General features: G+C 45.8%; 21 protein-coding genes and 1 tRNA gene. 11 read left to right on the top strand and 11 right to left on the bottom strand.

The genetic code is table 11. The annotated features are described in order from the left end of the window. Positions 1-76: 76 nt before the first annotated feature. Together rbp and QUA02_RS05315 are read left to right on the top strand one after the other, a co-directional pair. Positions 77-388 (top strand): RNA-binding regulator, encoded by a 312-nt coding sequence (gene rbp, locus QUA02_RS05320; protein WP_172190665.1) that lies wholly within the window; start codon positions 77-79, stop codon positions 386-388. Positions 389-758: 370 nt separating this feature from the next. Next, positions 759-1,217 carry a phosphate-starvation-inducible PsiE family protein gene (locus QUA02_RS05315; protein ID WP_333025856.1) on the top strand — a complete coding sequence of 153 codons (459 nt, stop codon included), beginning with the start codon at positions 759-761 and terminating at the stop codon, positions 1,215-1,217. An 85-nt stretch (positions 1,218-1,302) separates the two neighbouring features. Here QUA02_RS05315 and rimM read toward each other — a convergent pair whose 3' ends face one another. From rimM to QUA02_RS05300, 3 genes are all read right to left on the bottom strand, one after another. Continuing rightward, on the bottom strand, positions 1,303-1,944 hold the full coding sequence (rimM, locus tag QUA02_RS05310; protein WP_333025854.1) for a ribosome maturation factor RimM: 642 nt from the start codon (positions 1,942-1,944) through the stop codon (positions 1,303-1,305). A gap of 141 nt (positions 1,945-2,085) precedes the next feature. Further along, a complete protein-coding gene (locus tag QUA02_RS05305) occupies positions 2,086-2,718 on the bottom strand; it encodes a response regulator (RefSeq protein WP_332995821.1) in 633 nt (210 codons plus the stop codon). Positions 2,719-2,776: 58 nt separating this feature from the next. After that, positions 2,777-4,051: a molybdopterin molybdotransferase MoeA gene (locus tag QUA02_RS05300; RefSeq protein ID WP_333025853.1), complete on the bottom strand. Its 1,275-nt coding sequence runs from the start codon at positions 4,049-4,051 to the stop codon at positions 2,777-2,779. A 113-nt stretch (positions 4,052-4,164) separates the two neighbouring features. Between QUA02_RS05300 and QUA02_RS05295 the strand changes: the two genes are divergently transcribed. From QUA02_RS05295 to cobO, 4 genes are all read left to right on the top strand, one after another. Beyond that, complete coding sequence (locus QUA02_RS05295; protein ID WP_333025852.1) at positions 4,165-4,773, top strand: DUF8692 domain-containing protein; 609 nt, start codon at positions 4,165-4,167, stop codon at positions 4,771-4,773. Between the two features lie 18 nt (positions 4,774-4,791). Beyond that, on the top strand, positions 4,792-5,850 hold the full coding sequence (locus tag QUA02_RS05290; RefSeq protein ID WP_333025851.1) for an ADP-ribosylglycohydrolase family protein: 1,059 nt from the start codon (positions 4,792-4,794) through the stop codon (positions 5,848-5,850). Positions 5,851-5,865: 15 nt separating this feature from the next. After that, positions 5,866-6,444, top strand: coding sequence for a Uma2 family endonuclease (locus QUA02_RS05285; RefSeq protein WP_333025849.1), 579 nt, complete (start codon positions 5,866-5,868; stop codon positions 6,442-6,444). A gap of 171 nt (positions 6,445-6,615) precedes the next feature. Continuing rightward, positions 6,616-7,239: a cob(I)yrinic acid a,c-diamide adenosyltransferase gene (gene cobO, locus QUA02_RS05280; RefSeq protein WP_333025848.1), complete on the top strand. Its 624-nt coding sequence runs from the start codon at positions 6,616-6,618 to the stop codon at positions 7,237-7,239. A 49-nt stretch (positions 7,240-7,288) separates the two neighbouring features. Here the strand turns inward: cobO and QUA02_RS05275 are convergent, their stop codons facing one another. From QUA02_RS05275 to QUA02_RS05265, 3 genes are all read right to left on the bottom strand, one after another. Then, positions 7,289-9,829, bottom strand: a complete 2,541-nt coding sequence (locus tag QUA02_RS05275) for a CHASE4 domain-containing protein (RefSeq protein WP_333025846.1) — start codon at positions 9,827-9,829, stop codon at positions 7,289-7,291. A 199-nt stretch (positions 9,830-10,028) separates the two neighbouring features. Further along, positions 10,029-10,526 (bottom strand): hypothetical protein, encoded by a 498-nt coding sequence (locus QUA02_RS05270; protein ID WP_333025844.1) that lies wholly within the window; start codon positions 10,524-10,526, stop codon positions 10,029-10,031. A gap of 389 nt (positions 10,527-10,915) precedes the next feature. Continuing rightward, positions 10,916-11,920 carry an RNA polymerase sigma factor, RpoD/SigA family gene (locus QUA02_RS05265; RefSeq protein WP_333025843.1) on the bottom strand — a complete coding sequence of 335 codons (1,005 nt, stop codon included), beginning with the start codon at positions 11,918-11,920 and terminating at the stop codon, positions 10,916-10,918. 884 nt (positions 11,921-12,804) lie between these two features. On the opposite strand from QUA02_RS05265, the gene QUA02_RS05260 reads away from it, so the two are divergent. Both QUA02_RS05260 and QUA02_RS05255 read left to right on the top strand, forming a co-directional pair. Further along, positions 12,805-13,371, top strand: a complete 567-nt coding sequence (locus QUA02_RS05260) for a hypothetical protein (protein ID WP_333025842.1) — start codon at positions 12,805-12,807, stop codon at positions 13,369-13,371. 7 nt (positions 13,372-13,378) lie between these two features. Continuing rightward, positions 13,379-14,059 carry an OmpA family protein gene (locus tag QUA02_RS05255; RefSeq protein WP_333025841.1) on the top strand — a complete coding sequence of 227 codons (681 nt, stop codon included), beginning with the start codon at positions 13,379-13,381 and terminating at the stop codon, positions 14,057-14,059. Between the two features lie 77 nt (positions 14,060-14,136). On the opposite strand, the gene QUA02_RS05250 is transcribed toward QUA02_RS05255, so the two are convergent. The 3 genes from QUA02_RS05250 to ribBA form a co-directional block, all read right to left on the bottom strand. Next, positions 14,137-15,876, bottom strand: coding sequence for a helicase HerA domain-containing protein (locus QUA02_RS05250; RefSeq protein ID WP_333025839.1), 1,740 nt, complete (start codon positions 15,874-15,876; stop codon positions 14,137-14,139). Between the two features lie 344 nt (positions 15,877-16,220). Then, positions 16,221-17,660, bottom strand: a complete 1,440-nt coding sequence (locus tag QUA02_RS05245; RefSeq protein ID WP_333025837.1) for a pentapeptide repeat-containing protein — start codon at positions 17,658-17,660, stop codon at positions 16,221-16,223. Positions 17,661-17,708: 48 nt separating this feature from the next. Beyond that, entirely contained in the window at positions 17,709-19,427 is a 1,719-nt protein-coding gene (gene ribBA / locus QUA02_RS05240) for a bifunctional 3,4-dihydroxy-2-butanone-4-phosphate synthase/GTP cyclohydrolase II (protein ID WP_333025835.1), read from the bottom strand. Between the two features lie 411 nt (positions 19,428-19,838). On the opposite strand from ribBA, the gene QUA02_RS05235 reads away from it, so the two are divergent. Continuing rightward, entirely contained in the window at positions 19,839-21,212 is a 1,374-nt protein-coding gene (locus QUA02_RS05235; protein WP_333025833.1) for a DUF4339 domain-containing protein, read from the top strand. 182 nt (positions 21,213-21,394) lie between these two features. Here the strand turns inward: QUA02_RS05235 and QUA02_RS05230 are convergent. Further along, a tRNA-Phe gene (locus QUA02_RS05230) sits at positions 21,395-21,467 on the bottom strand. 134 nt (positions 21,468-21,601) lie between these two features. Between QUA02_RS05230 and QUA02_RS05225 the strand changes: the two genes are divergently transcribed. Then, entirely contained in the window at positions 21,602-24,241 is a 2,640-nt protein-coding gene (locus QUA02_RS05225) for a glycosyltransferase family 39 protein (protein ID WP_333025831.1), read from the top strand. Positions 24,242-24,299: 58 nt separating this feature from the next. After that, positions 24,300-25,235, top strand: coding sequence for a cobalamin-binding protein (locus QUA02_RS05220; RefSeq protein WP_333025830.1), 936 nt, complete (start codon positions 24,300-24,302; stop codon positions 25,233-25,235). 248 nt (positions 25,236-25,483) lie between these two features. Here the strand turns inward: QUA02_RS05220 and QUA02_RS05215 are convergent, their stop codons facing one another. Continuing rightward, positions 25,484-26,092, bottom strand: coding sequence for a fasciclin domain-containing protein (locus QUA02_RS05215; RefSeq protein ID WP_333025829.1), 609 nt, complete (start codon positions 26,090-26,092; stop codon positions 25,484-25,486). Positions 26,093-26,113: the final 21 nt, after the last annotated feature.

Below are 26,113 nucleotides of genomic sequence, written 5' to 3'. Positions count from 1 at the left end.
TTCGGCAGTACAGTTCGTTCTATCGGCGTTCCTCCGGATTTAAATCTCTACACCCTCTGATTCTGGAGAATGTTCAATGTCAATCTATGTCGGCAATTTATCCTACGAAGTAACGCAGGAGCACCTCAGCCAAACTTTTGGAGAGTACGGAACAGTAAAGCGCATTCAGTTGCCTGCTGACCGGGAAACAGGTCGGATGCGGGGCTTCGCTTTTGTAGAAATGTCTACTGAAGCAGAAGAAACCGCAGCCATTGAGGCTCTTGACGGTGCTGAGTGGATGGGTCGCGACCTCAAGGTCAATAAGGCCAAACCCCGCGAAGAACGCGGTTCTTCTAACAGCGGTAACTGGGGCAACAACGATCGCGGTGGCAATTCTCGTCGCTACTAAACCACCCGAGCTAAATTTTTAGCTCTCTTGTGTGTTCGGCCGGAGCGAGCAGGGAGTCAACCATTATTCTTTGTTGAGAATAGTTAATTCTGCGATCGCACCGCCTCTTAAAGTCCTCAAAGTATTGCTAGGCAATAGTTTGAGGCTTTTTAATGGCAAAAATTATTAATTACGAGTTCGATCGCGTGCGATCGATTACTGGCTGACATGAAAAACTGTAAAATATAACCGGCAGGGAGAGCCTCCAGAGCCAGCTTCCCCAGAGCCTGGGTGGCGCAGTGAAACCAAGAAATCGCAGAGTTTTGCTTGCGCTTGCAAAGTGTACCGAACAATGACAGAATCAGCAATGAATGATGACTAAATCACTGGTATGCTAAAAAAAATATTTAGGCAAATTTCTAAGTTAGGCAGTGATGAACACTTTCTGCATTTTACAGAAAGTGTAGAAGTAATAATATCGAAAATTTTATCGCTGGCGATGATTTTGGTAATTATCGTCAGTGTTTGCGATTTGCTGATTTTTTTAGCCAAAGAATTGCTAAACGACCACCAGAATGTGTTAAAAGACACGTTGTTTGTCATATTTGGGTTATTTTTAAATGTTTTAATTGCTCTGGAAATATTGGAAAATATTACAGCTTATCTGAAAAAGCACGTAATTCAAGTAGAGCTAGTTATTGTAACTTCTTTGATAGCAGTATCTAGAAAAATCATCATTCTTGACCTGGAAAAGAAAACCGCAGCCGACTTGATTGGTTTGGCGATTGCAATTTTCGCGCTTTCCATCAGTTACTTGATAGTGCGGTACACAAATAAAGGAAATGATTAATATCGGGAATTAGGAACCGCCTCGCCGAAGCAGGGGGATTTTTTAATAACTAATATCATGTCCGGTCGAGCGACCGGATCTGATATTATTCCAATAAACCAGGAGGAGGCACAATTTCAATTCTGCCTTGTTCTAAGTCAACAACTGGCACAATCTCTTCCACAAAAGGAATCAATATTTTTGTGGATTTAGGCTCTTTAACACGAATTTTCCGTGGTTTGCGGGTATTTCTGGGGTCAGCGTTGGCTTTAGGAGTTTCAGGCTGTTTAGGCTTTTCTAGTTCTGCGACAACAATTTCCGGCAGCGTGAGATTCGTTTCTACTTCTAAAAGGTCGTTACCTGCGGGAATAATATCACTTACCTTGCCTAAGATTTCTCCGGTTAACTGGTTAATAACTTCCATCCCGATCAAATCTTGGACGTAAAACTCATCAGATTCGAGGTAAGGTCGATCGGTCTTTTCAACAAACAACTTGCAGCCCCGCAGCGCCTCAGCACCGTCGCGGTCTTCCACACCCTCTACCTCTACAGCATACAGCCCTTTACCCGGAATGTAGCGACCGCCCAAAAACTCGATCGGTTCCGGTTCACTTTTATTAGGGCGCAAAATCCACCGCTTCCCCGGTTCGATAAACCTTTCCGGGAAATCCGAATCGGGATAGACTCGCACTTCCCCGTCCAAACCTTGAGCTGCTACAATTTTACCGATTTCTATCCACTCAGACATAAAATTTTTGGGAATTAGGAATTGGGAATTAAGAATTGGGAATTGGGAATTGGGCACAAAAGCATCTTCGCAGAAAAGCATTGGTAGCAAACAACAAATAACTAATAACTACTGACTAATGACTACTGACTAATGACTTCTTTACACCAATCCAGTTCTCAGCGCTACAACTGCTGCTTGCACGCGGTCATCCACTGCCAACTTATTCATAATACCTCGAACGTGAGTTTTAATAGTATTTGGACTCAAGTAAAGGGCCGCTGCAATTTCGGGATTGCTATTACCTTCCACCATTAATCTTAACACCTCCAATTCCCGCTGCGACAACTGACCAAAAGTAGTTGTAGAGGCAGGTATCGGGGGTTTGAGGTGCTCGATCACAGTGCGGGCAATTTGAGGGTCGAGGTATGTAGCCCCCTCTGCTGCCGCTGCAATAGCCGCTAACAGCCTGTCTACGGAAGCACCTTTAATACAATAAGCATCAGCACCGCTAGAAAGAGCAGCAATAATTTCAGTTTCTGCCGTGTGAGAAGTTAACATTACCACTCGAACTTCCGGCAGTTGTGCTTTAATTTGCTGCGTCGCTGCTATGCCGTCGAGCCGCGGCAAACCGATATCCATCACAATAATATCAGGTTTGAGTTTCAGTGCGGCTGCTACGCCTAAATAGCCGTCTTCTGCTTGTCCTACTATTTCTATTTCTGGGGAATCGGCTAAAACTTGCTCTAATCCCAGTTGCATCATCGGATCGTCTTCAACAATTAAAATTCTCATAATACGAAAGAAGTTCGGCAACGGGCAATGTACGGGGTTTAACGGATGTAGCAACGGACTACTGACTAACTTTTAAAACTTCAACAAATTCGCCGGGCCAAATCCAAGTTTCTGCTGCGGGCAAAACTGCTAAACCACTTGTATTGGCGAGGTTAATTAAATTCGCTGAATTTTGGCTGCCGCTAGCAGGTTCAAATTCCCAGACTCCCGCAACTAAATGCAGTTTACCCCAAACATAAGTTTCGCGCCGGCCGTGCGATCGCAATTCAACATGACACCTAGCTTTGACAAACTCCGGCCCCCAAGCATCCAGCCCAAGTCCAGAAATCTTTCTCAAAGCAGGTACGACAAACCTCCAACAGCAGACTAACGCTGAAACAGGATTTCCAGGCAAACCAAAATACAGACAATCCGAACTCGCAATCGGCGAATCCGATTTTTTTTCATCTCGTTTAAACTGAGCAACAGTTAAAGGTTTTCCCGGTTTAATCGCCACAGAACTAATGTGAATATTACCTTCCAAATCCGCCAATATTTTCTCAATATAATCGTAATCTCCTACCGAGACACCGCCTGTAGAAAGCACCACATCTGCTGTCGATACAGCTTTGGCGATCGCCTTTTTTAGCGCATCTTCATTGTCAGGAATTATACCCAATCTTATCACTTCAAATCCCATTTGCGCCAACAAAACTGTCAAAGCATACTGATTCGAGTCTACCAGTTGACCCGGTGCCAAAGGTTGGTCTGGCGATACCAATTCGTCACCTGTCGAAAAAATTGCCACCCGCAGCCGCCGATAAACCGGAACTTGAATGCACTGTGCAGTTGCTAACACCGCCATTTCAGGGGCGTTGATAACTGTACCGGGACTTAGCAAAGTTGTTCCTGCTTGATAAAAAGCGCCTTTGTGCCTGACAAATGCTTGCGGCTTTTCAGGAGAAACTAAGATAAAAATACGATCGCCCTCTCGCCTGGTTTCTTCCTGCATTACCACCGTATCAGCACCCGCTGGCATCACAGCGCCCGTAAAAATTCGCGCCGCTTGCCCCGATTGCACCGTATTTCGAGGCTGATATCCCGCTGGAATTTCTTCGACTACTTCGAGTACCGCTGGTTTTTCGGCACTACAGTTTTCCACATCAGCAAACCGCACCGCGTACCCATCCATTGCCGAATTGTCCCAATAAGGAAAATCGAGGGAACCAGTGACGGGTGCAGCCAAAATGCGCCCCGATGCTGCCAGCAAGTCTACAGTTTCTACATCCCGCTGACTGTCGAGGGGTTGCGCCAAATTTAGAACGATCGATTCTGCTTCTTGTACTGACAGCATGACTGTCCCCCAGTTTGACAATACTCTTCTTAGTTTAGCAAAGTAGCAGCTATAGTGGAGAAGGATTTTTTTTATTCGTCTGCGGTAAACTTTCCTTTTCTTGTCCCTCGCTTATGACTGTTTCTCGTTCGGTTTTTAAACTCAATGGTTTATCTGTCTTGCTGGTGGCAATCTTGGTTATCTTGACTCAAATGTCAGGTTTACAAGTCAGTGATTTATTCTTTAACCCTTTTTTCTCTCCCAATCCCAATGTCGCCTTGTTAACTCGCACCTTTCAACTATTATGTTCTGTACCAGTCATTGTTTGTACCTTTAGCTATGGATTGGCTAAAACTATTCAACCGCGCCCTTCAGAAAATCGATTTATTCTCTTCTCGGCTTTGTTGACAGGTGGATTTTTACTAAATGAAATTTACCGAATTCATATATATATGGTAGCAGTGGGAATTCCCAAGCTAGGAGTCTGTTTGCTGTACGCCGTTGTTTTGTCCTCCTACGGATGGTTTTTTAGGCGAGAACTACAGTTGACTCCCTACCAAATATTGTTAGCTGGGTTGGGGTTGTTGTTTTTTGCGATCGGCGTTGATACGCTCAAGTTACAAAACCAGATAATAGCCAGTTTACTAGAAGGAGTGCCTAAATTGTTTAGCGAAATCAACATTGCCTTTTATTATTGGTATGTCTGCAAGTGTTTTGTCGAAAAAGCTTTTCATAAAATCTAGAATACCCAAGTATAAATTATGTCCAAAAAAGCAGCAGTAATTGGCTGTATAATCGGTACAGCAATCGGCGATGCGATCGGACTTCCTGTGGAAGGATTGTCAAAACGCAGGCAAAGTCTCATGTATCCAGAAATCAGCGGACACCATTTATTTATGGGGTGCGGCCTGGTTTCCGACGACACCGAACATACTTGTATGGTAGCGCAATCTTTAATTGTTTCGGGTGGAAATTTGCAGGTATTTTCGCAACAGCTTGCACTGAGATTTCGCTTCTGGTTTTTAGGCTTGCCAGCGGGCATCGGTTTCGCCACATTAAGAGCTATTTTAAAATTGTGGCTGGGATTTTCTGCTAATTCCAGCGGTGTTTTTTCTGCGGGTAACGGCCCTGCTATGAGAAGTGCAATTATCGGTGTTTGCTGCGGCGGCGACTTCCAAAAAATGCGAGAATTAGTCAGGATTTCTACGCGAATTACCCACACCGATCGCAAAGCAGAATACGCAGCATTGGCAGTAGCGATCGCCGCTTACCTAGCCAGCGAAAATACCGACATTTTACCGCAATATTATTATCGCATACTAACAGAATTACTGCCAACTGAATCGAGCGATTTTTTAGCACTCATCAACCAAGCTGCACTCAGTGCAGAACAACAGGAAACCACAGCAGATTTCGCCGCTAAACTTGGCTTTGAGCGGGGCATTAGCGGTTACATTTACAGTACAGTTCCGATCGCAATTCAGACTTGGCTTAGACACCAAAACAACTATCGAGAGGGCATATTAGAAATTATTCGCTGCGGCGGCGATACCGACACCAGCGCTGCAATTTTAGGAGGCATTATCGGTGCAAGAGTTGGCAAAAGCGGTATTCCTTCAAACTGGGTCAATAATTTGCTAGAATGGCCGAGAACAATTCAGTGGATGGAAGCACTGGGAGATAGATTAGCGCAAGTATGCGAAACTGGTAAAAGTCAGCGCGCAATGCCGCTGCTAACCAGCGCTATTTTCCCGCGAAACTTGTGTTTTTTGATGATAATATTAGTTCACGGATTTCGCAGGCTGCTGCCACCATATTAATCAACACATAACACCATGCTAGCAGTTACCATCAACTTTAATGCGATCGCCAAAATAACCGACGACCAATTTTATCAACTGTGCCGCGAAAACCCCGATGTCAAATTTGAACGCAACGCCCAAGGAGAAATAATCGTTATATCACCCACAGGAGGAGAAACCGGAAATTACAATTTTGAAATAGCTACTGATTTTGGAATTTGGAATCGACAAACCAAACTGGGAATTTGTTTCGATTCTTCAACTTGCTTCAAATTGCCCAGCGGTGCAAATCGTTCTCCCGATATCTCTTGGATTAAACAATCAAGATGGGACGCACTCACTCCAGAACAAAAACAAAAATTTCCTCCGATTGCCCCAGATTTTGTCTTAGAGTTAATGTCGCCAACCGACAGTCTCAAAGACACCCAAGACAAAATGCAAGAATACATGAATAACCAAGTCAAATTAGGTTGGTTAATTAACCGCAAAACGCGCCGAGTCGAAATCTATCGCCAAGGGCAAGAGAAAGAAGTTTTGGAATGTCCCACAGAACTATCAGGAGAAGATATTTTGCCCGGTTTCGTGCTAAACTTGCAAACACTTTGGACATAATATCTGAACTCACAGCAATTATTCACCGGAGTTACCGAACTGCACTATTAGTAAAGTAAGGTGCGTCAGAATCCTAAATTTTGAACGAGGGCTATATAACTCCACCTGACGCACCCTACAATTAAACTTATCTGCGTTAAATTTGCGTTCATCTGCGTTGAAAAAAATCCCATGGAAACTCAAGAAACAAATTCCCTAACAGCGGAACAACACAAACAGAAAATGCAGCGCCGCCAAGAAGTCCAATCTGAGCGCATCGCTAATTCCTCAAAAGAAAAAGGTTTAATAATTGTCAATACTGGTAACGGTAAAGGCAAAACCACGGCCGCTTTGGGAATGGTTGTACGATCGCTCGGTCACGGCTACCGCGTCGCCATAGTACAATTTATCAAAGGAGCTTGGGAACCCGCAGAGAAAGCCGTTTTTCAACTCTGGGAAAAACAGCTAGAATTTCATGCAATGGGAGAAGGTTTTACCTGGGACACGCAAGACAGAGACAGAGATATCGAAACAGCTCAAAAAGCCTGGGAAAAATCCCTAACTTTTATCTGCAATCCCGAATTTAAATTAGTTCTTCTAGATGAAGTAAATATAGCATTAAAACTAGGTTATTTGCAAGTCGAGCAAGTGATCTCCGGGTTAGACCAAAAACCCGAAGAAACCCACATTATTTTAACAGGCAGAGGCGCCCCGGCAGCGCTAATTGAACGGGCAGACTTGGTGACAGAAATGACATTAGTTAAGCATCCATTTCGAGAACAAGGTATTAAAGCTCAACCAGGTATTGAGTATTAATGTTGTTTGCAGTCAAGACTTTTTCCCCAATTTCAAAATTAAAATGGATCTATGCTGGCAACATTAAAGTAAAAGTTGACCCCTTGCCAAACTCGCTATTCACCGTAATTTCTCCGCCCAGCATCTGAGAGTATTTCTGCGCTATGGCCAAACCCAAACCCGTACCTCCGTACTTGCGGGTAGTCGAAGCATCGGCTTGCGTAAAAGGTTGAAATAACTTTTGTAGCTGTTGGGGAGTTATGCCAATTCCCGTATCAGTACACTTAAAAATTAACTGTTCAGAATCCCAACTATTCTCGTCATGTTTAATTCTTTCAACGCTGAGTGTAATTGTCCCTTTCTGAGTAAACTTAGCTGCATTGCTGAGCAAATTAAACAAAATTTGAGTAAACTTAGTTTTATCGGAATGCAATTCGCCAATATTATTAGGACACTCCACCTTCAGGCGATTGGTGTTTCGCAAAAATAGCGGCTCAACAGTTTTCGCTACATCTTGAACGGCATCCGAAACGTCAAAAGTTTTTAATTCAAGTTCCGCGTGACCGGCTTCAATCTTCGACAAGTCCAGAATATCATTAATTAATGTTAATAAAAGCTGCCCTGCATTGTGAATTCTCTCCAAATCCGACACAAAATCTTCTTCGCCCAAATCAAAAGCCTCTTCTTGCAGGATCTCGCTGTAACCGATAATCGCATTCAGAGGAGTTCGCAGTTCGTGGCTCATGTTAGCCAAAAACTGACTTTTAGCCAAATTAGCTGCTTCTGCGGCTTCCTTTGCCTTGTACAGTTCTGCCTCGGCTTGCAAGCGGTCGGTCACGTCGTGAGCCAGGACTAATTCAGCATTTCTGCTATCAAATAGCATGGCATAAGAAGTAATTTCTACATCAATAATTGTGCCGTCTTTTTTCTGGTGCTGCCACACACGGGCAAAATCAATACCGACATCTACTTGGGATATATTTTTTAACAATCTCGGCTGCTCTTGGGGGGGACGAATGTCCGCAACGGTCATGTTGAGAAATTCGTCGCGAGTGTAGCCGTAGTGGTGGATAGCAGCCTGATTGACGGCTATAAATTCCAGATTTTCTAAATCGTAAACCCACATCGGATGGGGGTTATTTTTAAACAAAAGTCTGTAGCGTTCTTCCGAGGCTCGCAGTTCGGCTTCGGCTTGCTTGCGCTCGGTAATGTCGCGGACAACAGTGCAAATAATCTCGCGGCCGCCGTAGGAAATTAAGCTGGCGCTTACTTCCACGTCCACGCAGGAACCGTCTCGTCGCAGGTAGAGAACTTCGCCAATTCTGAATTTTTTGTCGGCCAGCAGCAACTCGATATTTTTGTCAACTAGGTCTTTAGAGTAAGCGATGATATCGTAAATAGTCAGTTGGGAAATCGCATCAAGACTGTAATCGAGCAAGTTTCTAAACGCTGTATTGGCTTCCAAAAGGCGTTTGGTTTGAGCGTCCCACAGGAAAATGCAGTCTGTAGCTTGCTCGACTACGGCTCCGTAGCGGGCTTTTTCCTCAAGTTGTTCGCTTTCGGCGATCGCGATCGCACTCAGCATTCCGTTGATAGTATGGGCAAGGTCGGACAACTCATCTTCGCCCGTCACCGGCAGCCGCATCGAGAGGTCTTGGCTGCTGCTAACGCCGTTCACTGCTTTCGCCAAACCGCTCAGCGGAGACAGCACTAGATGCTCTAGCAGCAGCAAAGTGCAGCCGACAAACCCAATTCCCGCCAAAATTACAGACACCAGTAGGTATAGCAAACTAATTTGACCTTGGCGGTATATTTCTCTGGGGATATCCACCCGCAATAGCAGCGCAGGTCGATCGTAAATATCGCGGATCACAGCGTAACCCGCCATCGAATCTTCGCTTAAAGGACGCACCAAAATCGGTTTTTTTGCCGACAATTTCTCCCGTACTTTCTGAAAATCAGCCGGCAATTCAGGCTCATTAATGCTGTGTACAATCAGCGGCAAGCGAGTAATTTTAGACATCCGCTCAATACCAGCAGCATCTAAATTGCGCCCAAATATCAGCGTGCCTTGGATCGGGCCCGTGCTTTTAGTCGTGAGAATTGGTCGGGAAGTAATCAGTATCGGCCCTGACGGTAGCAGCAGGATACCAGCAAGGCTGCTTTTGGCGTTGGGGTGCTTCAACAGCAGCGGGTCACTGAGAGAAATGCGCCGTTTTAATGCTTCTGGAACAGGCGTTAGTTTCAGCTTTTCGCTGTCTAAACCCGTACCGTAAACTATTTTGCCAGAAGTATTGACAAATACGGCTATATTAACTCTTATATTAGCCAGCCCTTCTGGAATTAAATTGGAGGCAATGAATTCTGAGTTGCGGTTTTGCATGAAAGCATAGGTATCGTCCCAGGCCGACCAGTCGGCAAAGCGCGAGTTGAAGTCATCTGCGGTTTGCCCGAACACGCTGAGCACTCCCTTGACAACCTGTGTGGCTTCTTGTTCTTCTGCTTTGACAAGGCTGCCCAAGAGGATGCTTGAGGAGGCGGCATACAAAATGCCAGTCAGTCCAGCGATGGTAATGCCAACGATCGATAGTGTTTTCCGACGCAGTTTCATCTTGCCGTGTGTGTGGTATCTGTCTGAAATTCTCAACTCAGGAGCAATTTTACTGCTGTTTCAAGGATAATCAAGCAATTTGGTCTCTTGCCCCCGATTTATCAGTGGGGTCGCTTTCTTCAATTCTTTAATCGAAAATCGAAAATCGAAAATCGATTAAAGAAAATCGATTGATTGCTGGGGCTGCGCCAGTCTTCTGCTACTTTCCCCACACCTGCTGTTTGTGAGCTTTCTTGCAAATACCCAAGATGCGCCGATCGTTCTCGCTGATGGTGGAAATTGGGTAATACTGTTGCAGGTTTACGAAGTAGGGAGAGCGACTGCCGTCGTAACTGTCCACTACTGTTAAATTTAACTGAGTTCCCTCGCTTGTGCCGTAAAAACAGTAAAAAGCAGACCGAGGCAGGTAAAAAGCGCCGACTACCTTACTCTGCCACATTTCAAATACAAAATATTCTTTTTTAATTTCATTGGGCTGGCTCGACTGGCCGTAGAGGTAAATTCCCTCTCCTAAACCTGTGCTAGCCGTATCTGGCGCAGGATTTGAGGGAGATTGCGACCGGAAAACGCCGGATTTGATGTCCGAGTGCTGTGTCCCGCGTGCCGGGAATCCGATGCCGAAGTTACCGGGCGAGAGAGCAAGCACGATCGCGAGTGCTTCTAAACTGCCTGTCAATATCAAATAATTTAAAACCACTCTCCTACCCAAAATTTTAAATAGCTGCCGGTAAGCGCGCCTCTTGTAACAGTTTCAAAAAGCTTCTAGAGAAACCGGGTATCTGGCTTAACGCTGGCTATTCACTTGAAGGAACGATCGCCCGCCCGGTTCCTGAACTTAAATATAAGATTAGTCTTGACAAATTTTGCGATCTACCGAAAGCGCGATCGACCACTCATATCGTTTCCGGTTGCATCGGTATTGTTCAAATGTCCAAACAGTCAACAGTCAACAGTCAACAGTCAACAGTCAACAATCACCTGACGGTTGCACCGGCATTGATATCAAATAAAAGTCTCCTTCCCAGCGCCGTGCCAACACGAAAAAAAAAGTTGAGATTTTGGGGAAAATCTCAACTTTTTTAGTGACTAACTAGCCAAGTATTCTCGGACTTGAGATTGGCGGCGCCGCAGGTGGGCGAGGGCTTGATGTTCTAGCTGCCGCACCCGTTCGCGGCTGAGATTGAGCCGTTCTCCGACTTTCGCCAGAGACATTTCGGTGCCGTCTTCCAAACCGAAGCGCAGAATTATCACATCTCGTTGCTGGGGGGTAAGTTCTGATATCAAAGTATCGAGGTCTTGCCGCAGCAATTCCGAGGTAATGTAGTTATCGGGAGATGCAGTTTCGTCTTCTAAGAGTTCTTGCAGTTCGGTATCTTGGTTGTCTCCTACCCGCAAGTCCAAAGAAACTGGATGTCTTGCCATCAGCAGGTATTCTCGAATTTGGGAAGGTTGCAGTTCCAAGGCGGAGGCAATTTCCCCTGGTGTGGGAGAGCGGCCCAACTGCTGCGTGAGTTCCCGCTGCACTTTTTTGATTTTATTCAGTTTTTCGGTAATGTGAATTGGCAATCGAATGGTGCGGGCGTGTTGGGCGATCGCGCGGGTAATTGCTTGCCGAATCCACCAGTAGGCATAGGTAGAAAATTTGTATCCCCGCATCGGGTCAAATTTTTCGACTCCTCGTTCTAAACCGAGGGTGCCTTCTTGAATTAAATCCAAGAATTCCATATTGCGTTTCTGGTATTTTTTGGCGATCGCCACTACTAGCCGCAAATTCGCTTCAATCATCTTTTGCTTGGCGCGCCGCCCTATGTGCAATATCCGGTTTAGTTCGGCTTCTGTCAACTCCATTTCGGCAGCCCACTCAAGCTGAGTGGGTTCCCGCTGCCATTCTTTGGCAAGTTCTTGTTTTGCTTCGATTAATTTCATCATTTGCTGCACCTGCTTCCCGAAAACAATCTCTTCTTCTCGGGTTAGCAGGGGTACTCGACCGATCTCGTGCAGATAGGTACGAACCGTATCCGTTGAGGAGTATGGCCGGCTGCCCATGCGATCGGCTTTCACTGTTTTGTTTTTGGGGGTTGTGGTGGACATGGGTGAGTATTGCACTCCTTGTAACAACAGATAAAAAGTTGGTGATACCCTGTCCCACTTTTGCAAGTGGGATGAAGACTGCGACAGGGGGGATGTTTCCCCTCCTGTTTATCGGTGACGATCGGTAGAAGCTTGTGGTTTGGGATTACTTTTGTGCTGGATTTTCCAGTAATCCCCGTCGATTTTCCGTATATCGCTAGCTTTAACGGCTAGTTCAAGGCGAAGTGAATTTAAGTTTACTTTGCTCAATATTATTCCAAATTTTGAGGATCGTAAAGGGTAAAAACCTCTGTCTTAAGGTCAAGATTCTACATTTTTCCTTAAGGTTTTAAATTCCCTGCTAGTTTTAACTGCAACTCAACTTCACAATACTCATGCAAACAGACTCATGCAAACAGACTCATGCAATTCGAGGGCTTTTTTTGCTCTCTGTTCTATCATCGCCTGAATTTTTCTCGCTGCCTAGATGCTGCGATGCGAGATAACCGAACTCGATCGCCGTATTAGCTGCGACTTAGGCTTTAAAATATATATTGACATTTTTCTGAGAATATGCTACTGCAACTCGGCTGTGAGTAAGTAAAGGTGTATAAAGGCTGGCTGTTGGGCTGTTTAAGTTGAATTGTGCCGCGATGCTCAACCAGATTTAAGCTTATGCAGATTTTGTGAAGTTAGGGATGAGGGGTGAGGGGGTGAAAGGGGAAAAGCTTCTGGCTGAAAGCTGGGGGCTAATTTGTTTGACGTTCGATCGTAATTTCTAATTAAAGAGACTTTAAGGGCGATCGCACTTTGTAGCTCTTCTAATTCTCAAGGCTAGATTAAACCCGCAACAAAAACGACTACTCTATATTAAAATTAGCACAAAAGCTCGATCGGGTGCAGCAATGAAAGCTAAAAATTTCCCACAATTAGCATTACTATCGCTGGTGTGTGTCGCCTGTGTGAAAAACCCATTCGCACAAGCACCCGCCGCGTCGCCCGCACCCAATAGCCCAACTCCTACGCCAATTCAAACTCAATCTCCAAATCCTACGCCCGTTCCGACTCAAACGAGTTTAGAGGTTGCCCAAAAACCTACAAATTCCCTGCCACCTGCACAAACTTACGACATCCGCGTTATCAGTAACCAACTATGGAGACGGCTGACAAAAATTACCTTTGGTGAAGATAGCATTATAGTGACTATGGCGATTACAAATGGTAGCAAGGAAGTTGTAATGCTTAATAGTAAAGATGGTATGTATCTCTACGACAACTATGGGCAACGATATAATTTATTACCTCCCTCCAATAATACCCAAATTATGATTAAACCCGGCACTACGCTCAAAGGGCAGTTTGTATTCGTAGGTTGGTTACAACCGAAAGCCAAATATTTGGCGCTATATTCCACTCTAAATTATGATGGTAGATCTCTTACCCTATTCAACAATATTCCAATTAACAGGTGATTGAGAAATGACAAAGCTAATTAGACTAATTAATACTACGATAATCTCATCATTGCTTTTCGCGACCTCATCCTCTCAGTTGGCTGCCAGTACATCCGCAAAAGTCGATACTGTTGAATCAGAATCAACAGCAGTTACAACCTTAGAAGTAATACCAATTGCTCCAACTACAGTTAAAGTTGAAATTATTGCTCAGACTACAGTAAAAGTTGAGAATATCACCGCGAATCTAACTGCGACAGAGGAGCAGCTACCAACTCAAATAACAACCGAGACTGTCAAAAAGATTGAAACAGAGTTGAAGGCAGAAAAAGTATCTGAAGGCATCAGAATTAATGTGCCAGAAACTATTTTATTTGATTTTGACAAATATAACGTCCGCGCCCAAGCTAAACCCACTCTCACCAAGATAAATCTGCTGCTGAGACATTACAAAAATGCCCAAATATTCATCAACGGACACACCGACAACCACGGGGAAGATTCCTATAATCTCGAACTTTCCCAGAAGCGAGCCGCAGCGGTAAAATATTATTTTATCAACGTTTTCAAGGTGCAGAATACCCGAATGCAAACCAAAGGGTACGGCAAAACTAAACAGATTTCTCCTAATAATAATTTAGACGGCTCAGACAACCCGGTGGGGAGGGAGAAAAACCGCCGCGTTGAATTAATTATTAAAACATAGGAATTAGATTTTTTTAACCGCAGATGCACGCAGGTTAACGCTGATAAAGAGGGATTTTATAAGGGTTTAATCTGTTGTTAAAATCCCAAATCCATTTTAGCAGCTTCTGATTCGGCAAATACTTGTTCGTCGGGCATTTCTTGCCAGTCAATATCCCCAATTTCTCTGTAGAATTGCTCGTCGTAAGGACGAGTTTGCACGACTACGGGCATGGGTACGGCGTGCCCCAAAACTAATGCTTGCTGTTTGGAGTCGAGTTTTGCCAAAACCGATCGCAAACTCTGCCCTCCAGAAACGCCGGTGAAAATAGCATCAATGTCTTTATCGTCGTTTAGCAAAGCTGTAATGCGCGTTCCGACTTGCGACATGACTTCGGCGTCGATCCCGGAGGGACGCTGGTCTACAATCAGCAGGGTGACGAAGTATTTTCGCATTTCGCGGGCAATTGTACCGAAAATAGTCGATCGCACGATCGCCGGATCGAGAAAGCGGTGAGCTTCTTCAATGGTAATCACCAACGGCTGCGGGCGATCGCACGGATTTTTGCTCTGCAAAAACTTCTCAGCTTTTCGCACGTAAGATTCGTGAATGCGGCGAGTAATCACGTTTGCTGCTAACATATACGACAGCAAATCCGAGTGGGAACCAAACTCAATTACTACATTTTTTCCACCATCCAAACACTGCAAAACTTCAGTTACATAATTTTTCGGACAGCGTTTCCGAATGTATTTCAAATCATTCAGTCGCTCTAATTTGCGCTGCAAAGCCATAATCGAAGACTTATTTCCCCGCTTTTCTTCGCAAAACATTTGGATATCTTCGTTGGTCATTTCCAGCAACTTGTTGATCCAACCACTCCCCAACTCATTTCGCAAAATAATCGCATTTTCGATACTAGCTTCCGACAAATTCAACTCGCGCTGCACCAGCGCGATGTCTTCCACTTCAATTTGATCGAAACTCAAAAACAATTCTTGAGCGTCGCGGACTCCCCGGCGTTTTGTCGATTCTGGATCGAGGGTATAAATCTGAATTTTATCGGGAAACAACTGCCGCAAACCTTTAACAGTGCTGAACTGTTTCCCTTCCGAAACAGCTTCCCACCCGTACTCCGAGTGCATATCAAAAATTAAATTAACAGCAGCTTGCTTGCGAATAATTCCAGATAGAAGCAAGCGAGTCAGAAAAGATTTTCCCGTTCCCGACTTGCCAAAAACTCCGTTGCTGCGTTCCACAAATCGGTCTAAATCCAAGCATACAGCAACGTCCATGTCAATCGGTTTGCCGATCGCAAAATTGCGGCGGTACGGGTCATCTTCCCAGCCAAAAACTGCCCGAAAATCGGTTTCTTTGGCATCAAACACCTGGGAAAAGTGGCTGGGAATAGTTTTAACGGGCAGCAACTCAATATCGGCGCCGCTTTGCGGCTCAAAAGAGCCCAAATTTCCTAACGCCAACTTGTTCTCGCGAACTCCGCCGTTTTTCGTCGGATCGAAAATTGCCTGCTGTTTTTCTCGTTCAGCAGTCAACATCAACATCGGCGACAGTTCGATCGTACCGTAGGTGCTGCTACCGGCTAGCACTGCTAGAAGAAAATCGTCGTTGGGATTGGGAGGATTCGATAAAATGCGAGCGCTGGAAGTTCCGAGAGACACGTCGGTGAGCATACAGAAAAAGTGCGATCGCACCCCCCGCACTACCAAAAATTTCCCCACCCTCATATCTTCCACCGAAACATCGGCGTGCAGTCGCACTTCTAATCCCTTGCTCAGGGAACCTTGAATAACAGAGCCTAACGGTTTTTCAGTAGTCATCAGTCAGTTGTAGTTGTTAGTTGTTAGTTGTTATTTGTTAGTTGTTATTTGTTAGTTGTTGGTTGTTATATTATGTCCGGTTGCATCGGAATAATATATTTAGATTATCTCAGTGCGAGCGGGGACGCTGGCGGAGTGAATCGCGAGCGGGGACGCTCGCATTGCATCGGAATAATATATTTAGATTATCTCAGTGCGAGCGGGGACGCTGGCGGAGTGAATCGCGAGCGGGGACGCTCGCACTATATAATTCCGATGCCACCGGATTTGATATTATTTGTTATTTGTTATTGCACAGCTATTAGCAACTGCCAACTGCCAACTGCCAACTGCCAATTGACTAATTACCATTCCGATTCTAATGACCGTTCAAAGAAACTCGGACTCAGATTTATATCGGTCAAATCCGTTTCGCTCAAATAAGCGTCGGTCAAAGATACCCCTTTCAGGTTGGCGCCTTTCAGGTTAGCACCTTTAAGGTTAGCACCTCTAAGATTAACTCGAAATAAATGAGCATCGCTCAAGTCTACCTCAGTTAAATCTGCTCCCTCCAAATTTACTCTCATCAAATCTGCTTTTCTGAGGTCTGCTTCGTTTAACTTAGCGCCGCTGAGGTCAGCTTTTGTCAAGTCTACACCTCTCAAGTCTGCCCCGCTCAAGTTAGCGAGCAGCAAAGTAGCTCCGGTGAAATCTGTCTCCCTCAAATCGGCATCGCTTAAATTAGCGCCGCTGAGGTCGGCCCTTGTTAAGTCTACGCCCCGGAGGTCAGCAGAACTCAAGTTTACTTGGTGCAAAATTGCGCCGCTTAAATCGGCTCCTCTCAAATCTGTTCCTTCCAAGTTTGCACCTTTGAGGTAAGCTTTTTTTAAGCTGGCTCTGCTGAGGTCTACATTTTTGAGATTGACCGAACTTAAGTTAGAACCGCTCAAATTAGCTCCGCTTAAATCTGACCCGTTTAAGTCGGCTCCGGTTAAGTTTACCCCTTGCAGCGATACATTGGGAGCAATTAAATAAGCTCCGCCCAGACTGGGGTCAATGCCTTCTGAAAACAATGTTTTGTTGCTGTAAACAGCTTTTTCTAAAATGGTGCCGCTCAAACTGGCTTCCCTCAAATCCGCTCCGCTGAGGTTGGCTCCTGCTAAGTTTGCCCGATCGAGTTTGGCTCCAAATAAAATAGCTTTGTATAAGTTTGTCCGCCGCAAATCGGCTCCTTTTAAATCGGCTCCGGTCAAATCTACCATAATCAGATTTAATCCCGGGAGCGAGGCATTGGGAGCTAGCAAAATTGCTCCCATTGCGCCTGGGTCAATACCTTCGGGAAAGAGAGTCCGGTTGTTGTAGACGGCCTTGTCTAAAATCGCGTCGGTCATCTGAGAACCGCGCAAATCAGCGCCGCTGAGGTTGGCTCTGGTTAAGTTGGCTTCTTGGAGATTTGCTCCAACTAAATTAGCCTTGATCAAACTTGCTTGTTGGAGGTTGGCTTGACTGAGTTCGGCTCCTACGAGAGTAGCCTCTCGGAGGATAGCACCGGTCAAATCGGCTCTGGTGAGGTTGGCTAAATTGAGAAGTGACTCAGCTAAATCCGCGCCGCCCAGATTGGCGTCGGTGAGGTCGGCTTCGATCAAATCTGCATACCTGAGAATAGCGTCGCCCAGATTGGTTTCTCGGAGGTCTGTTCCTCTGAGGTTGGCTCCCCGGAGTTCCGCACCGCCGAGGTTGGTGCCTTTAAGCGCTTGTCCTCTGAGGTCGAGTCGGTGCAGAAAGTCACCAACGTTCATGTCCATGTCGATTTGCCCTCTTTGTTCTTGACCCTAGCTTGACATTCCGAGGGCTCAATCGGAAATAGGACAAAAACTGTAGATTGTTTGAGGTTGAAGCCTTTCGCACGCAGACGCTACTTGTCCGAGGGGGAAGGTCTCTCGATCGAGCTGGACTTGCAGGGTTTTGAGCGGATCGCTACCGGAGGAAACCATGAATTCTAATGTTTGCAAATTCGGGTCTGTGCTGAGGTCGCCGAGAATTTGGGCGATCGCCTTGACGTAAGGATGATTTACCTCCGAGTACCAGTCGGGAGCCGCGAGTCCGGCTTGATCGAAGCCGAGATGAACGATCAGGGAGCCTTCTCCGAACAGGGCTATTCCTACCGGCCGCGCTTCTTCTTGCAGCAGCAAGTCCTGGGCCGCCGCCAAATGCCGCAGTTTTTCGAGGTGTTCGTACCGATTTTGAATGGCAGCATTTTCGTCTTTTCCTTCTGCTTTCTGCCTTCTACCTTCTGCCTTCGTTTCGTTCCACTGAATCGCTACTGTTACTAGATAAGTTTGCAGCAGCAGATGACCGAGTTTTTGAGCTTTTGTTGCCAGATAGATCGAGTTGTAATCTGTGGCTTCAATTAGTAAGGGGACGCGATCGGCTACTTCAATTCCGTAACCTTTCAAACCTGCAATTTTGCGCGGGTTGTTAGTAATCAACCGAATTTTTTGAACTCCCAAATCGTTCAGCATTTGCGCTCCGACGCCGTAGTTGCGTAAATCGGCGGGAAATCCCAACCGCTCGTTAGCTTCTACGGTATCGTATCCCAAATCTTGCAGCGAGTAAGCTTTTAGTTTATTTACCAATCCAATCCCCCGACCTTCTTGGCGCAAGTAAACTACGACGCCAGAACCGACATTTTCAATCATTTTCAGTGCCGCTTGCAGTTGCATCCGACAGTCGCAGCGCAGGGAACCAAAAGCATCGCCGGTCAGGCATTCGGAATGCACCCGCACCATCACGGGTTTGTCTTTAAATTCTGCCGGATCGCCCTTGACAATAGCAACGTGTTCTGAATTGTCTTGAGTGTCGCGGTAGGCGTAAATCATAAAATCGCCGAATTGAGTGGGCAATTTGGCGACTGTTTCGCGGCGGACGAATCGATCGTGCTTGAGCCGATAGCTAATTAAATCGGCAATGCTGATGATTTTGAGGTTGTGGGTTTTGGCGTACTCGATTAATTCCGGCAACCTCGCCATCGAACCGTCGGGGTTTTGAATTTCGCAGATGACGCCGGCGGGATACAAGCCGGCGAGTCTGGCGAGGTCAACCGAGGCCTCGGTGTGACCGGCGCGTTTGAGGACGCCGCCGTCGATCGCCCGCAGCGGGAAAATGTGACCGGGACGGCGCAAGTCTTGAGGTTTGGTGTCCGGGTGGATGGCTACTTGGATGGTGCGGGCCCGGTCTTCGGCGGAGATACCGGTACTGACGCCGTTGACTGCATCGATGCTGACGGTGAAGGCGGTTTGGTTGTTGTCGGTATTTTTGCTGACCATGAGGGGCAATTCGAGCCGATCGAGCCTTTCGCCGCTCAAGGCCAGACAAATCAAACCCCGGGCGTTCACGGCCATGAAATTGATGTTGTCCGGCGTGGCGAACTGGGCGGCACAAATCACGTCGCCTTCGTTTTCGCGGTTTTCGTCATCGACTACTACGAGCATCCGACCTGCTTTGAGTTCTGCCAGGGCGCTGTCGATCGAGTCAAATTGAAATGATTGTGTTGAGGTGTTGTTATTGGACACTGAGAATTTCAAGCTATAAACAGTAATGTTATGGAAATAGAAGCTATTTTTAATTGTAACCTTTTGTTTCCGACAGGGCGATTCCCAGTCCAGATGAGTTTGACAATTTTTCTAAACTCACTTACTATGATTCTTGCATTTTGTCAACAAAATATCTCCCAAATATTTCATGAGTTTGATTGAGATCGCGAATATTTTAGGTAAACCGTACTTCCAAGCTCCTAATTGCTTAATTATAATGTTGATTGTTTGGAGACAATGTGCGATCGGGCAAAAGCAATATTGAAATTAGGGCGGATTATTGCGAGATTGTGGCTAATGGAGTAAATGATTTTTTGAGGAAGGCTGACATTTAATTTAAAAGATCGGCGCAATGGGACAATATTGATATCCCGTCAAATTATCCCAATCATGAATAATTGGCCGAAATTCCTCCCCGATCCTACATCGTGCGCCAGAGGGTTTGCCTTAAGCATTAGCTTTTGGCTGATTGTTTCTCTACTGTGGCCCAGTGCTTACTATTATTCCTACGGATTTAGCAGGAGGTACTGGTACACCATCAGGAGCTCTGACTTTCAAGCCGTAATAACATTTGCTTGGTTGTGCCAAATCTTGTTATTTGCTTTCTATCACTGGGGAGTAACGAAGGTTGCCGAGTGGGTGGAAATTCGCCGACACAATCAGCAACCGCCGACTGTATCGGCTTGGCAGCACTGGAGGGAAGGCGTTATTGCATTTCTCACGCTGCCAGCAGCAATCATGATGGGAATTCCGGCGATCGCAATTTTTATGCTGCCGGTGAACAGCTCTTCGGGCGCGCTCGTTGCTTTAATTCTAGGAAGTGCGATCGCATCTGCTTACCTGTATCACTTCCGCTTTGCAAAGCAGCTTAAAATTATTCTTAAATTCTTATGGATTTTCTATGCAGACCTTCTAAAGATATTTGAACTTTTGTTAGTTCCAGTAGTAACTGGTACTCCGTTTTTTCTGCTAACTATTGCGACGGCAAAAATCCTACCGACACAGCTATTACCATTAACAACTTTTTTCTTAGTTGTGTGCGTACTGCTGAGCGGAATAGTGGGATATGCAGCTTTGCAGTATTGGTCAGCGCATTTAGTTAATTGGGCAGCGATGTGGTGGCCCGCCGACTCTCCTGGTTACAGTAACCTCCAAGCTCGAAAAGCTTGGAAACACAACAAAACAGCAACTAGCCAATCTTTTGCTCGGCACACAACCAGTTGGCACTTAGCAGCTAACGACGCTACCAACCTAATTTACCTAAATTTCATATCGCTCATCCTCGCTTTTTTCGGTTATGTGCTGTTTGGAGATTCGTCGGAGTTGACACAAACGCCAGAAGAGACTTTAGGATTGGTTGCGGTGCTAGCTTGGATGGCGCTGTGGCATTTCTGGGGGTGGCCTCGCGAAGTAGAAATTGCCACCGATAAGGGCAAGGCTAAGAAAAGTCAGAGTTCAGCTAAGAAAAAGCGATCGCCCAATTCTAACTCACCGCCTCCGAATCCGGTAGAACAAGAGCTAAATCAGCTCAAAGCCGCAAGCGGAATGAATCGGATGAAGCCTGTGAGGCGCGGGGCGCGCCCAACTCCTGAAATTCCCGAATGGTATGTGTTTCGCAGCGGTGAAGCCAAAGGGCCCTATACTAAATTGCAATTGTGGGAGATTCAGGAAATTACAGCCCGAACCAAAGTGCGGCGCGGGGAAGCCGAGTGGCTGCGCGCCGGTGAAATTCCAGAATTAGCGTCGTACCTCACTCAAAAATAAGGCGCTATCCCGAAAAAACTATTCTCGGCGGGGTTGAACACTTCTCCACAGCTTCAAATATTCAGGTCGAACAGATTCATCAATCTCCTCAGCTAAACTTTCAGGCAAATCGAGTTCGATAATTGATTGCATAGTTCAAGTTTCCCAAATAAAAAGCCCTCAACTTTGTGAGGGCTTTGCGATGCCAAGACGGAGACTTGAACTCCGGACACGTGGATTTTCAGTCCACTGCTCTACCAACTGAGCTATCTCGGCTTGTTTTTTTACGCTTAACCAGCTTAGCAGACATATGCTGAATTTAGCAAGCACTTTTGTAAAATAATTTTTAGTTCGCGCGACAACCCCCCGCCTGTAAGCTAAAAGCTGCACGCTTAAAACCCAAAATCGCAATGGCACAGCTACATCGGGGCAATGGGGGCAAGAGTCTGCTTGTCCTAGGGATAATTTGGCTGTTGGGGGCAATTAGCGATCGCCTCTGGTTTGCCTTCGATCGATCTATCCCCGCCTGGGATCAGGCAGAATACCTCACGAGTACCCTGAATTACTTGCAGGCGTTGCAGCATCCTCAGTGGTTTTCCGGGGAGTGGTGGACGAACTTCTGGCTGCTTTCGACGAAAATTCCGCCCTTGGCGTACATCTTAACGGTTCCGTTTCTTCAGGTGTTTGGTGCTGAGGGCGATCGGGCAACCCTCGTTCATTTATTATTTAGTGCAATTCTGCTCGCCTCAGTCTACAGTCTGGGCGTCCAATTATTTAACCGGCAAGTCGGTTTGTGGGGCGCTGCTATTTGCGTTTTGTTGCCGGGACTTTATCGCTTCCGCTTGCAATTTTTGCTCGACTTTCCCCTAACTGCTGCGATTACTTTTTGTTTTTATTGTTTGACAATGTGGAAGCAGGAAGCAGAAAGTTCGGCAACGGATTTTATAACGGATGTAACTGATAGAACCCCGTTGGAAGAACGAACACAGAAAAAGTATAAATTCTCTTCCACTCCCCCCCTCTCGCCGTTATCTTTCTTTTGGGCGATCGCCTTTGGAATTTCTCTCGGTTTATCAATTTTAGTCAAACACACTACTGTATTATTTCTGTTTACCCCGATTGTGTGGTTGGCTGTTGGTGCTGTGCGGCAAAAAGCTTGGGGAAGATTAGCTCAATTAGCAGGTGCTTTGTTGCTGTCGGCGGCGGTGTTTGGCCCGTGGGCAAAAACCAATTGGCTGTTAATTTTGACTGGGGGAAAACGGGCTACTTTCGATTCTGCGATCGCCGAAGGAGATCCAAGCCTGAATACGATCGGCGCTTGGATTTACTACGCTCAGCATTTACCAGAACACGTTTCTTGGCCTCTCTTACTTATTCCCTCAGTCGGATTGATACTTTATTGGCGTCGCCGCCGCGAGTCTCCGTCAATCTTTCACATTAACTCCTGTCGGTGGCTGGCTGTTTTTTGGGTTGGGTCTTATTTAATTAACTCGCTAAATATCAACAAAGACGACCGATATGTTTTACCTTATTTACCTGTTTTAGCAATCTTTTTAGCATATGGTTTAACGCTGTGGCCTCGCAAGTGGGGGTCACAAATTCGCTGGGGTACAATTGGCTTGGCAATTCTGGCGATGCTGTTGCATATGTGGCCTTTGGGAGGTTCTCTAGGACATAACTTAGTTCAAACTATTAGTCCCGGCAATTCCAGTTATCCTTACTTGGGGAAAGAGTGGCCGCACCGAGAGGTAATTGCAGAAATTATTGATACGGAACCCTATTTGCAATCGACTTTAGGCGTGTTACCTTCGACTGCGGAAATTAACCAGCACAATTTGAATTATTACGGTGCTTTGGCGAATTTTCAGGTTTACGGGCGGCAGGTGGGAACGAATTTAAAAGAAGTGCCGCAAGATGTGCGATCGCTCTCTTGGTTCGTAACTAAAACTGGGCCGCAAGGTTCGATTCGCGAACGGATTAAACAAGCTCAAAATGCAGCGGTGGCGACGATTGAAAAAGGCGAGAAGTTCCTGTTACAAAAAACTTGGATTTTGCCTGACAATACTAATTTGAATCTTTATCACAAGCGGTTGCAGCCTGTGGAAGTACAGCCGTTGAATGAAGCGCGATCGCAAGTACAATTAGATCGAGTTACTGTTGCGGCTTTTTCAGTTCCCGGAGTTGCGCTGCCGGTAACTTATACTTGGTCTGGACCTTGGCAGCAGTTGCAGTCTGGTTTAGTGTTGGTAACGTGGCAAAATCAGCAGTCTGGCGATATTCCACCGGGACAGACTTTCAGGATTTTACACGATCGCGCGATCGCCCAGGCGACTTTGCATCCGGGGATTTTGGAAGCCGATAAATTTGCTGTGGGCTTTCAAATTGTCGATCGCACGGCGATGCTTCCTCCTGCTAATATTGCACCGGGAAGTTACAATCTGCAAGCTACTTATCTAAATCGGAAAACCGGCGAAACTTATCCGATTAATGTGCCGGCAGTTAGTGTTAAAATCGAGGCAGAGCCTCTGGATATGCGTTCTCAGGCTCTTGCTGGTAACGAGGATAAGCCTGAGTTAGATTTGGTGACTCAATTGCGGGCGATGGCGGCTAATTTACCGCAAGGATTGCCCGGTTTAGAACCCGTGTTCGAGCAGATTGGACGCATCAATCAGTACGATCCAATTCAAGATTATACCGTTCAAGCGGAACAAGCGTTAGAATATCGGCTGAAGCAGGAACCCAATAATCTAGAATGGGCTTATGCTTTGGCATTTTCTCGGGTATTGCAGCAGAATGTCAAAAGTTCGATCGCCGCCTTAGAAAAAGTCACTCAACTCGACTCAAAAAACCCTTACGCTTACGCCTATCTCGCGTTCGTACACCTGTACGGCTGGCATCCGAAAGCCGCTCAAACTGCCTTAAAACCAGCTCTGGATATCAACCCCAACCTACCGGAAATTAGAGTTTTAAACGGTGTAGCGGCACTGATGCAAGGTAATCTCATCCAAGCATGGCAAGATTTGCAATACTTGAAAAAGTTGAAAATTTAACAATCCCTTTAATTGTGGCACGGGCGTCCCGCCTGTGCTTAGAAATCTGTAAAAACTAATGAACCAACCAAGAATAATCTCCCTAATTCCCAGTGCCACCGAAATTGTAGCAGTTTTAGGATTAACCGATGCCATTGTGGGCCGTTCTCACGAATGCGATTATCCCCCAGAAATCCAAAATTTACCTGTTTGCACTCAGCCTAAATTCAATCCCGAAGGAACTAGCAGCGAAATTCACAACCGCGTGACAGAATTGTTGCAAAATGCGCTGAGTGTCTATAAAGTAGAAATAGATACTTTGGAAAAATTGCAGCCAACTCACATTATTACTCAAGCTCAATGTGAAGTCTGCGCTTGTTCTCTAGCAGAGGTTGAACAAGCAGTAAGCACGCTGGTAAATAGCAAGCCGGAAATTATTTCTTTGCAGCCCAATTTGCTTGCAGAAATCTGGACGGATATTGGGCGAGTTGCTGCTGCTTTGGGCGTAAATGGCAAAAGTACGATCGCACTTTTGCAATCCCGCATCGATGCTATTATCTTAAAAACCCAAACATTAACCGTTAAACCCGCAGTAGCCTGCATCGAATGGATTGAACCTTTGATGGCTGCGGGAAATTGGATTCCCGAATTAGTTGGAATGGCGGGAGGAAATTCGCTGTTTGGGGTTATAGGCGAACATTCCCCTTGGTTAAAATGGGAATCGCTGGTAGAAGCTAATCCCGATGTAATTATTTTCATGCCTTGCGGCTTTGATTTAAACCGCACTCGCAGCGAAGCAATCGAGATAACTAAACACGCAGAATGGCAAAATTTGCAAGCAGTAAAAACGGGTAAAGTTTATATAACTGACGGCAATGCTTACTTTAACAGGCCGGGGCCGAGATTAGTTGATTCCTTAGAAATTTTAGCAGAAATTCTCCATCCCGAAATCTTCGATTTTGGCTATCGGGGTAAGGGTTGGCAGCGATTTTTGCCAGTGTCAGCAGCTAGCTAAAACTTTATCTATACCAATTCAGAATTGCCTGCCCTAAAAATAAGGACACAACATTGTTGTGTCCCTACAAAATATCTGTATTTCACCCGATATCATTTAATTGCTGTAGGGAAACGGCAGTGCCGTTTCCGGGGTAATGCGTTCATTGTGTGCCATAAAAATAAGGACACAACAATGTTGTGTCCCTACAAAATACCTGTATTTTACTCGATATCAGTTAATTGCTGTAGATGCAAAAACCGCTAGTCTTACTTCGCATCAGCGGGGATCAAAACCTTGTCAATTACGTGAACAACGCCGTTGCTAGCTTTGATATCAGCTTTCACAACATTAGCGCCGCTGACGGTAACTTTGCCTGCGCTAACTACTACTTTCAGCGAGGTGCCTTCAACACTTTTAACATCGCCGGATTTCAGGCTAGTAGATAAAACTGAACCAGGAACAACGTGGTAAGTTAAAATCTTAGTAAGTTTGGCTTTGTTGGCCGGTTTCAGCAAGTCATCCAAAGTGCCTTTTGGCAAAGCAGCAAATGCCGCGTCTGTCGGTGCGAAAACAGTGAAAGGGCCTTTTCCTTGTAAAGTTGTAACCAAACCTGCGGCTGTCAAAGCCTTTGTCAGAGTCTTGAATTGAGCGTCGCCAGATGCAATAGCGACAATATCCTTCGCTTGAGCCATTGGTGCGGGCGAAGCAGCAGTTTTTACGCTTCCTGGAGCTTGTTGAGTTTGAGTTGCATTAGCAACATTCGTGTTGGAGTTGATGTGAGCCCAAGCTGGGAAACCGATTAGCGCGCTAGCGCCGATTACTCCTGCGAAACCTGCGAGTTGTTTCATCCAGTTAGGTACATTTTGATTTTTCATTGCGCTGGCATTTCCTTATTA

Origin of the sequence: Microcoleus pseudofavosus SVA1_A4, from assembly GCF_036700565.1 — a bacterium.
In the GTDB taxonomy this organism is placed as follows: domain Bacteria; phylum Cyanobacteriota; class Cyanobacteriia; order Cyanobacteriales; family Microcoleaceae; genus Microcoleus.
The sequence above is the reverse complement of the archived record's forward strand: the minus strand, read 5'-3'. Positions and strand labels throughout refer to the sequence as shown.

Excerpts from the sequence above, each read along its gene's own strand:
- rbp (WP_172190665.1), top strand. The coding sequence starts at position 77 with ATGTCAATCTATGTCGGCAATTTATCCTACGAAGTAACGCAGGAGCAC.
- QUA02_RS05315 (WP_333025856.1), top strand. The coding sequence starts at position 759 with ATGCTAAAAAAAATATTTAGGCAAATTTCTAAGTTAGGCAGTGATGAA.
- rimM (WP_333025854.1), bottom strand. The coding sequence starts at position 1,944 with ATGTCTGAGTGGATAGAAATCGGTAAAATTGTAGCAGCTCAAGGTTTG.
- QUA02_RS05305 (WP_332995821.1), bottom strand. The coding sequence starts at position 2,718 with ATGAGAATTTTAATTGTTGAAGACGATCCGATGATGCAACTGGGATTA.
- QUA02_RS05300 (WP_333025853.1), bottom strand. The coding sequence starts at position 4,051 with ATGCTGTCAGTACAAGAAGCAGAATCGATCGTTCTAAATTTGGCGCAA.
- QUA02_RS05295 (WP_333025852.1), top strand. The coding sequence starts at position 4,165 with ATGACTGTTTCTCGTTCGGTTTTTAAACTCAATGGTTTATCTGTCTTG.
- QUA02_RS05290 (WP_333025851.1), top strand. The coding sequence starts at position 4,792 with ATGTCCAAAAAAGCAGCAGTAATTGGCTGTATAATCGGTACAGCAATC.
- QUA02_RS05285 (WP_333025849.1), top strand. The coding sequence starts at position 5,866 with ATGCTAGCAGTTACCATCAACTTTAATGCGATCGCCAAAATAACCGAC.
- cobO (WP_333025848.1), top strand. The coding sequence starts at position 6,616 with ATGGAAACTCAAGAAACAAATTCCCTAACAGCGGAACAACACAAACAG.
- QUA02_RS05275 (WP_333025846.1), bottom strand. The coding sequence starts at position 9,829 with ATGAAACTGCGTCGGAAAACACTATCGATCGTTGGCATTACCATCGCT.
- QUA02_RS05265 (WP_333025843.1), bottom strand. The coding sequence starts at position 11,920 with ATGTCCACCACAACCCCCAAAAACAAAACAGTGAAAGCCGATCGCATG.
- QUA02_RS05260 (WP_333025842.1), top strand. The coding sequence starts at position 12,805 with ATGAAAGCTAAAAATTTCCCACAATTAGCATTACTATCGCTGGTGTGT.
- QUA02_RS05255 (WP_333025841.1), top strand. The coding sequence starts at position 13,379 with ATGACAAAGCTAATTAGACTAATTAATACTACGATAATCTCATCATTG.
- QUA02_RS05250 (WP_333025839.1), bottom strand. The coding sequence starts at position 15,876 with ATGACTACTGAAAAACCGTTAGGCTCTGTTATTCAAGGTTCCCTGAGC.
- QUA02_RS05245 (WP_333025837.1), bottom strand. The coding sequence starts at position 17,660 with ATGGACATGAACGTTGGTGACTTTCTGCACCGACTCGACCTCAGAGGA.
- QUA02_RS05235 (WP_333025833.1), top strand. The coding sequence starts at position 19,839 with ATGAATAATTGGCCGAAATTCCTCCCCGATCCTACATCGTGCGCCAGA.
- QUA02_RS05225 (WP_333025831.1), top strand. The coding sequence starts at position 21,602 with ATGGCACAGCTACATCGGGGCAATGGGGGCAAGAGTCTGCTTGTCCTA.
- QUA02_RS05220 (WP_333025830.1), top strand. The coding sequence starts at position 24,300 with ATGAACCAACCAAGAATAATCTCCCTAATTCCCAGTGCCACCGAAATT.
- QUA02_RS05215 (WP_333025829.1), bottom strand. The coding sequence starts at position 26,092 with ATGAAAAATCAAAATGTACCTAACTGGATGAAACAACTCGCAGGTTTC.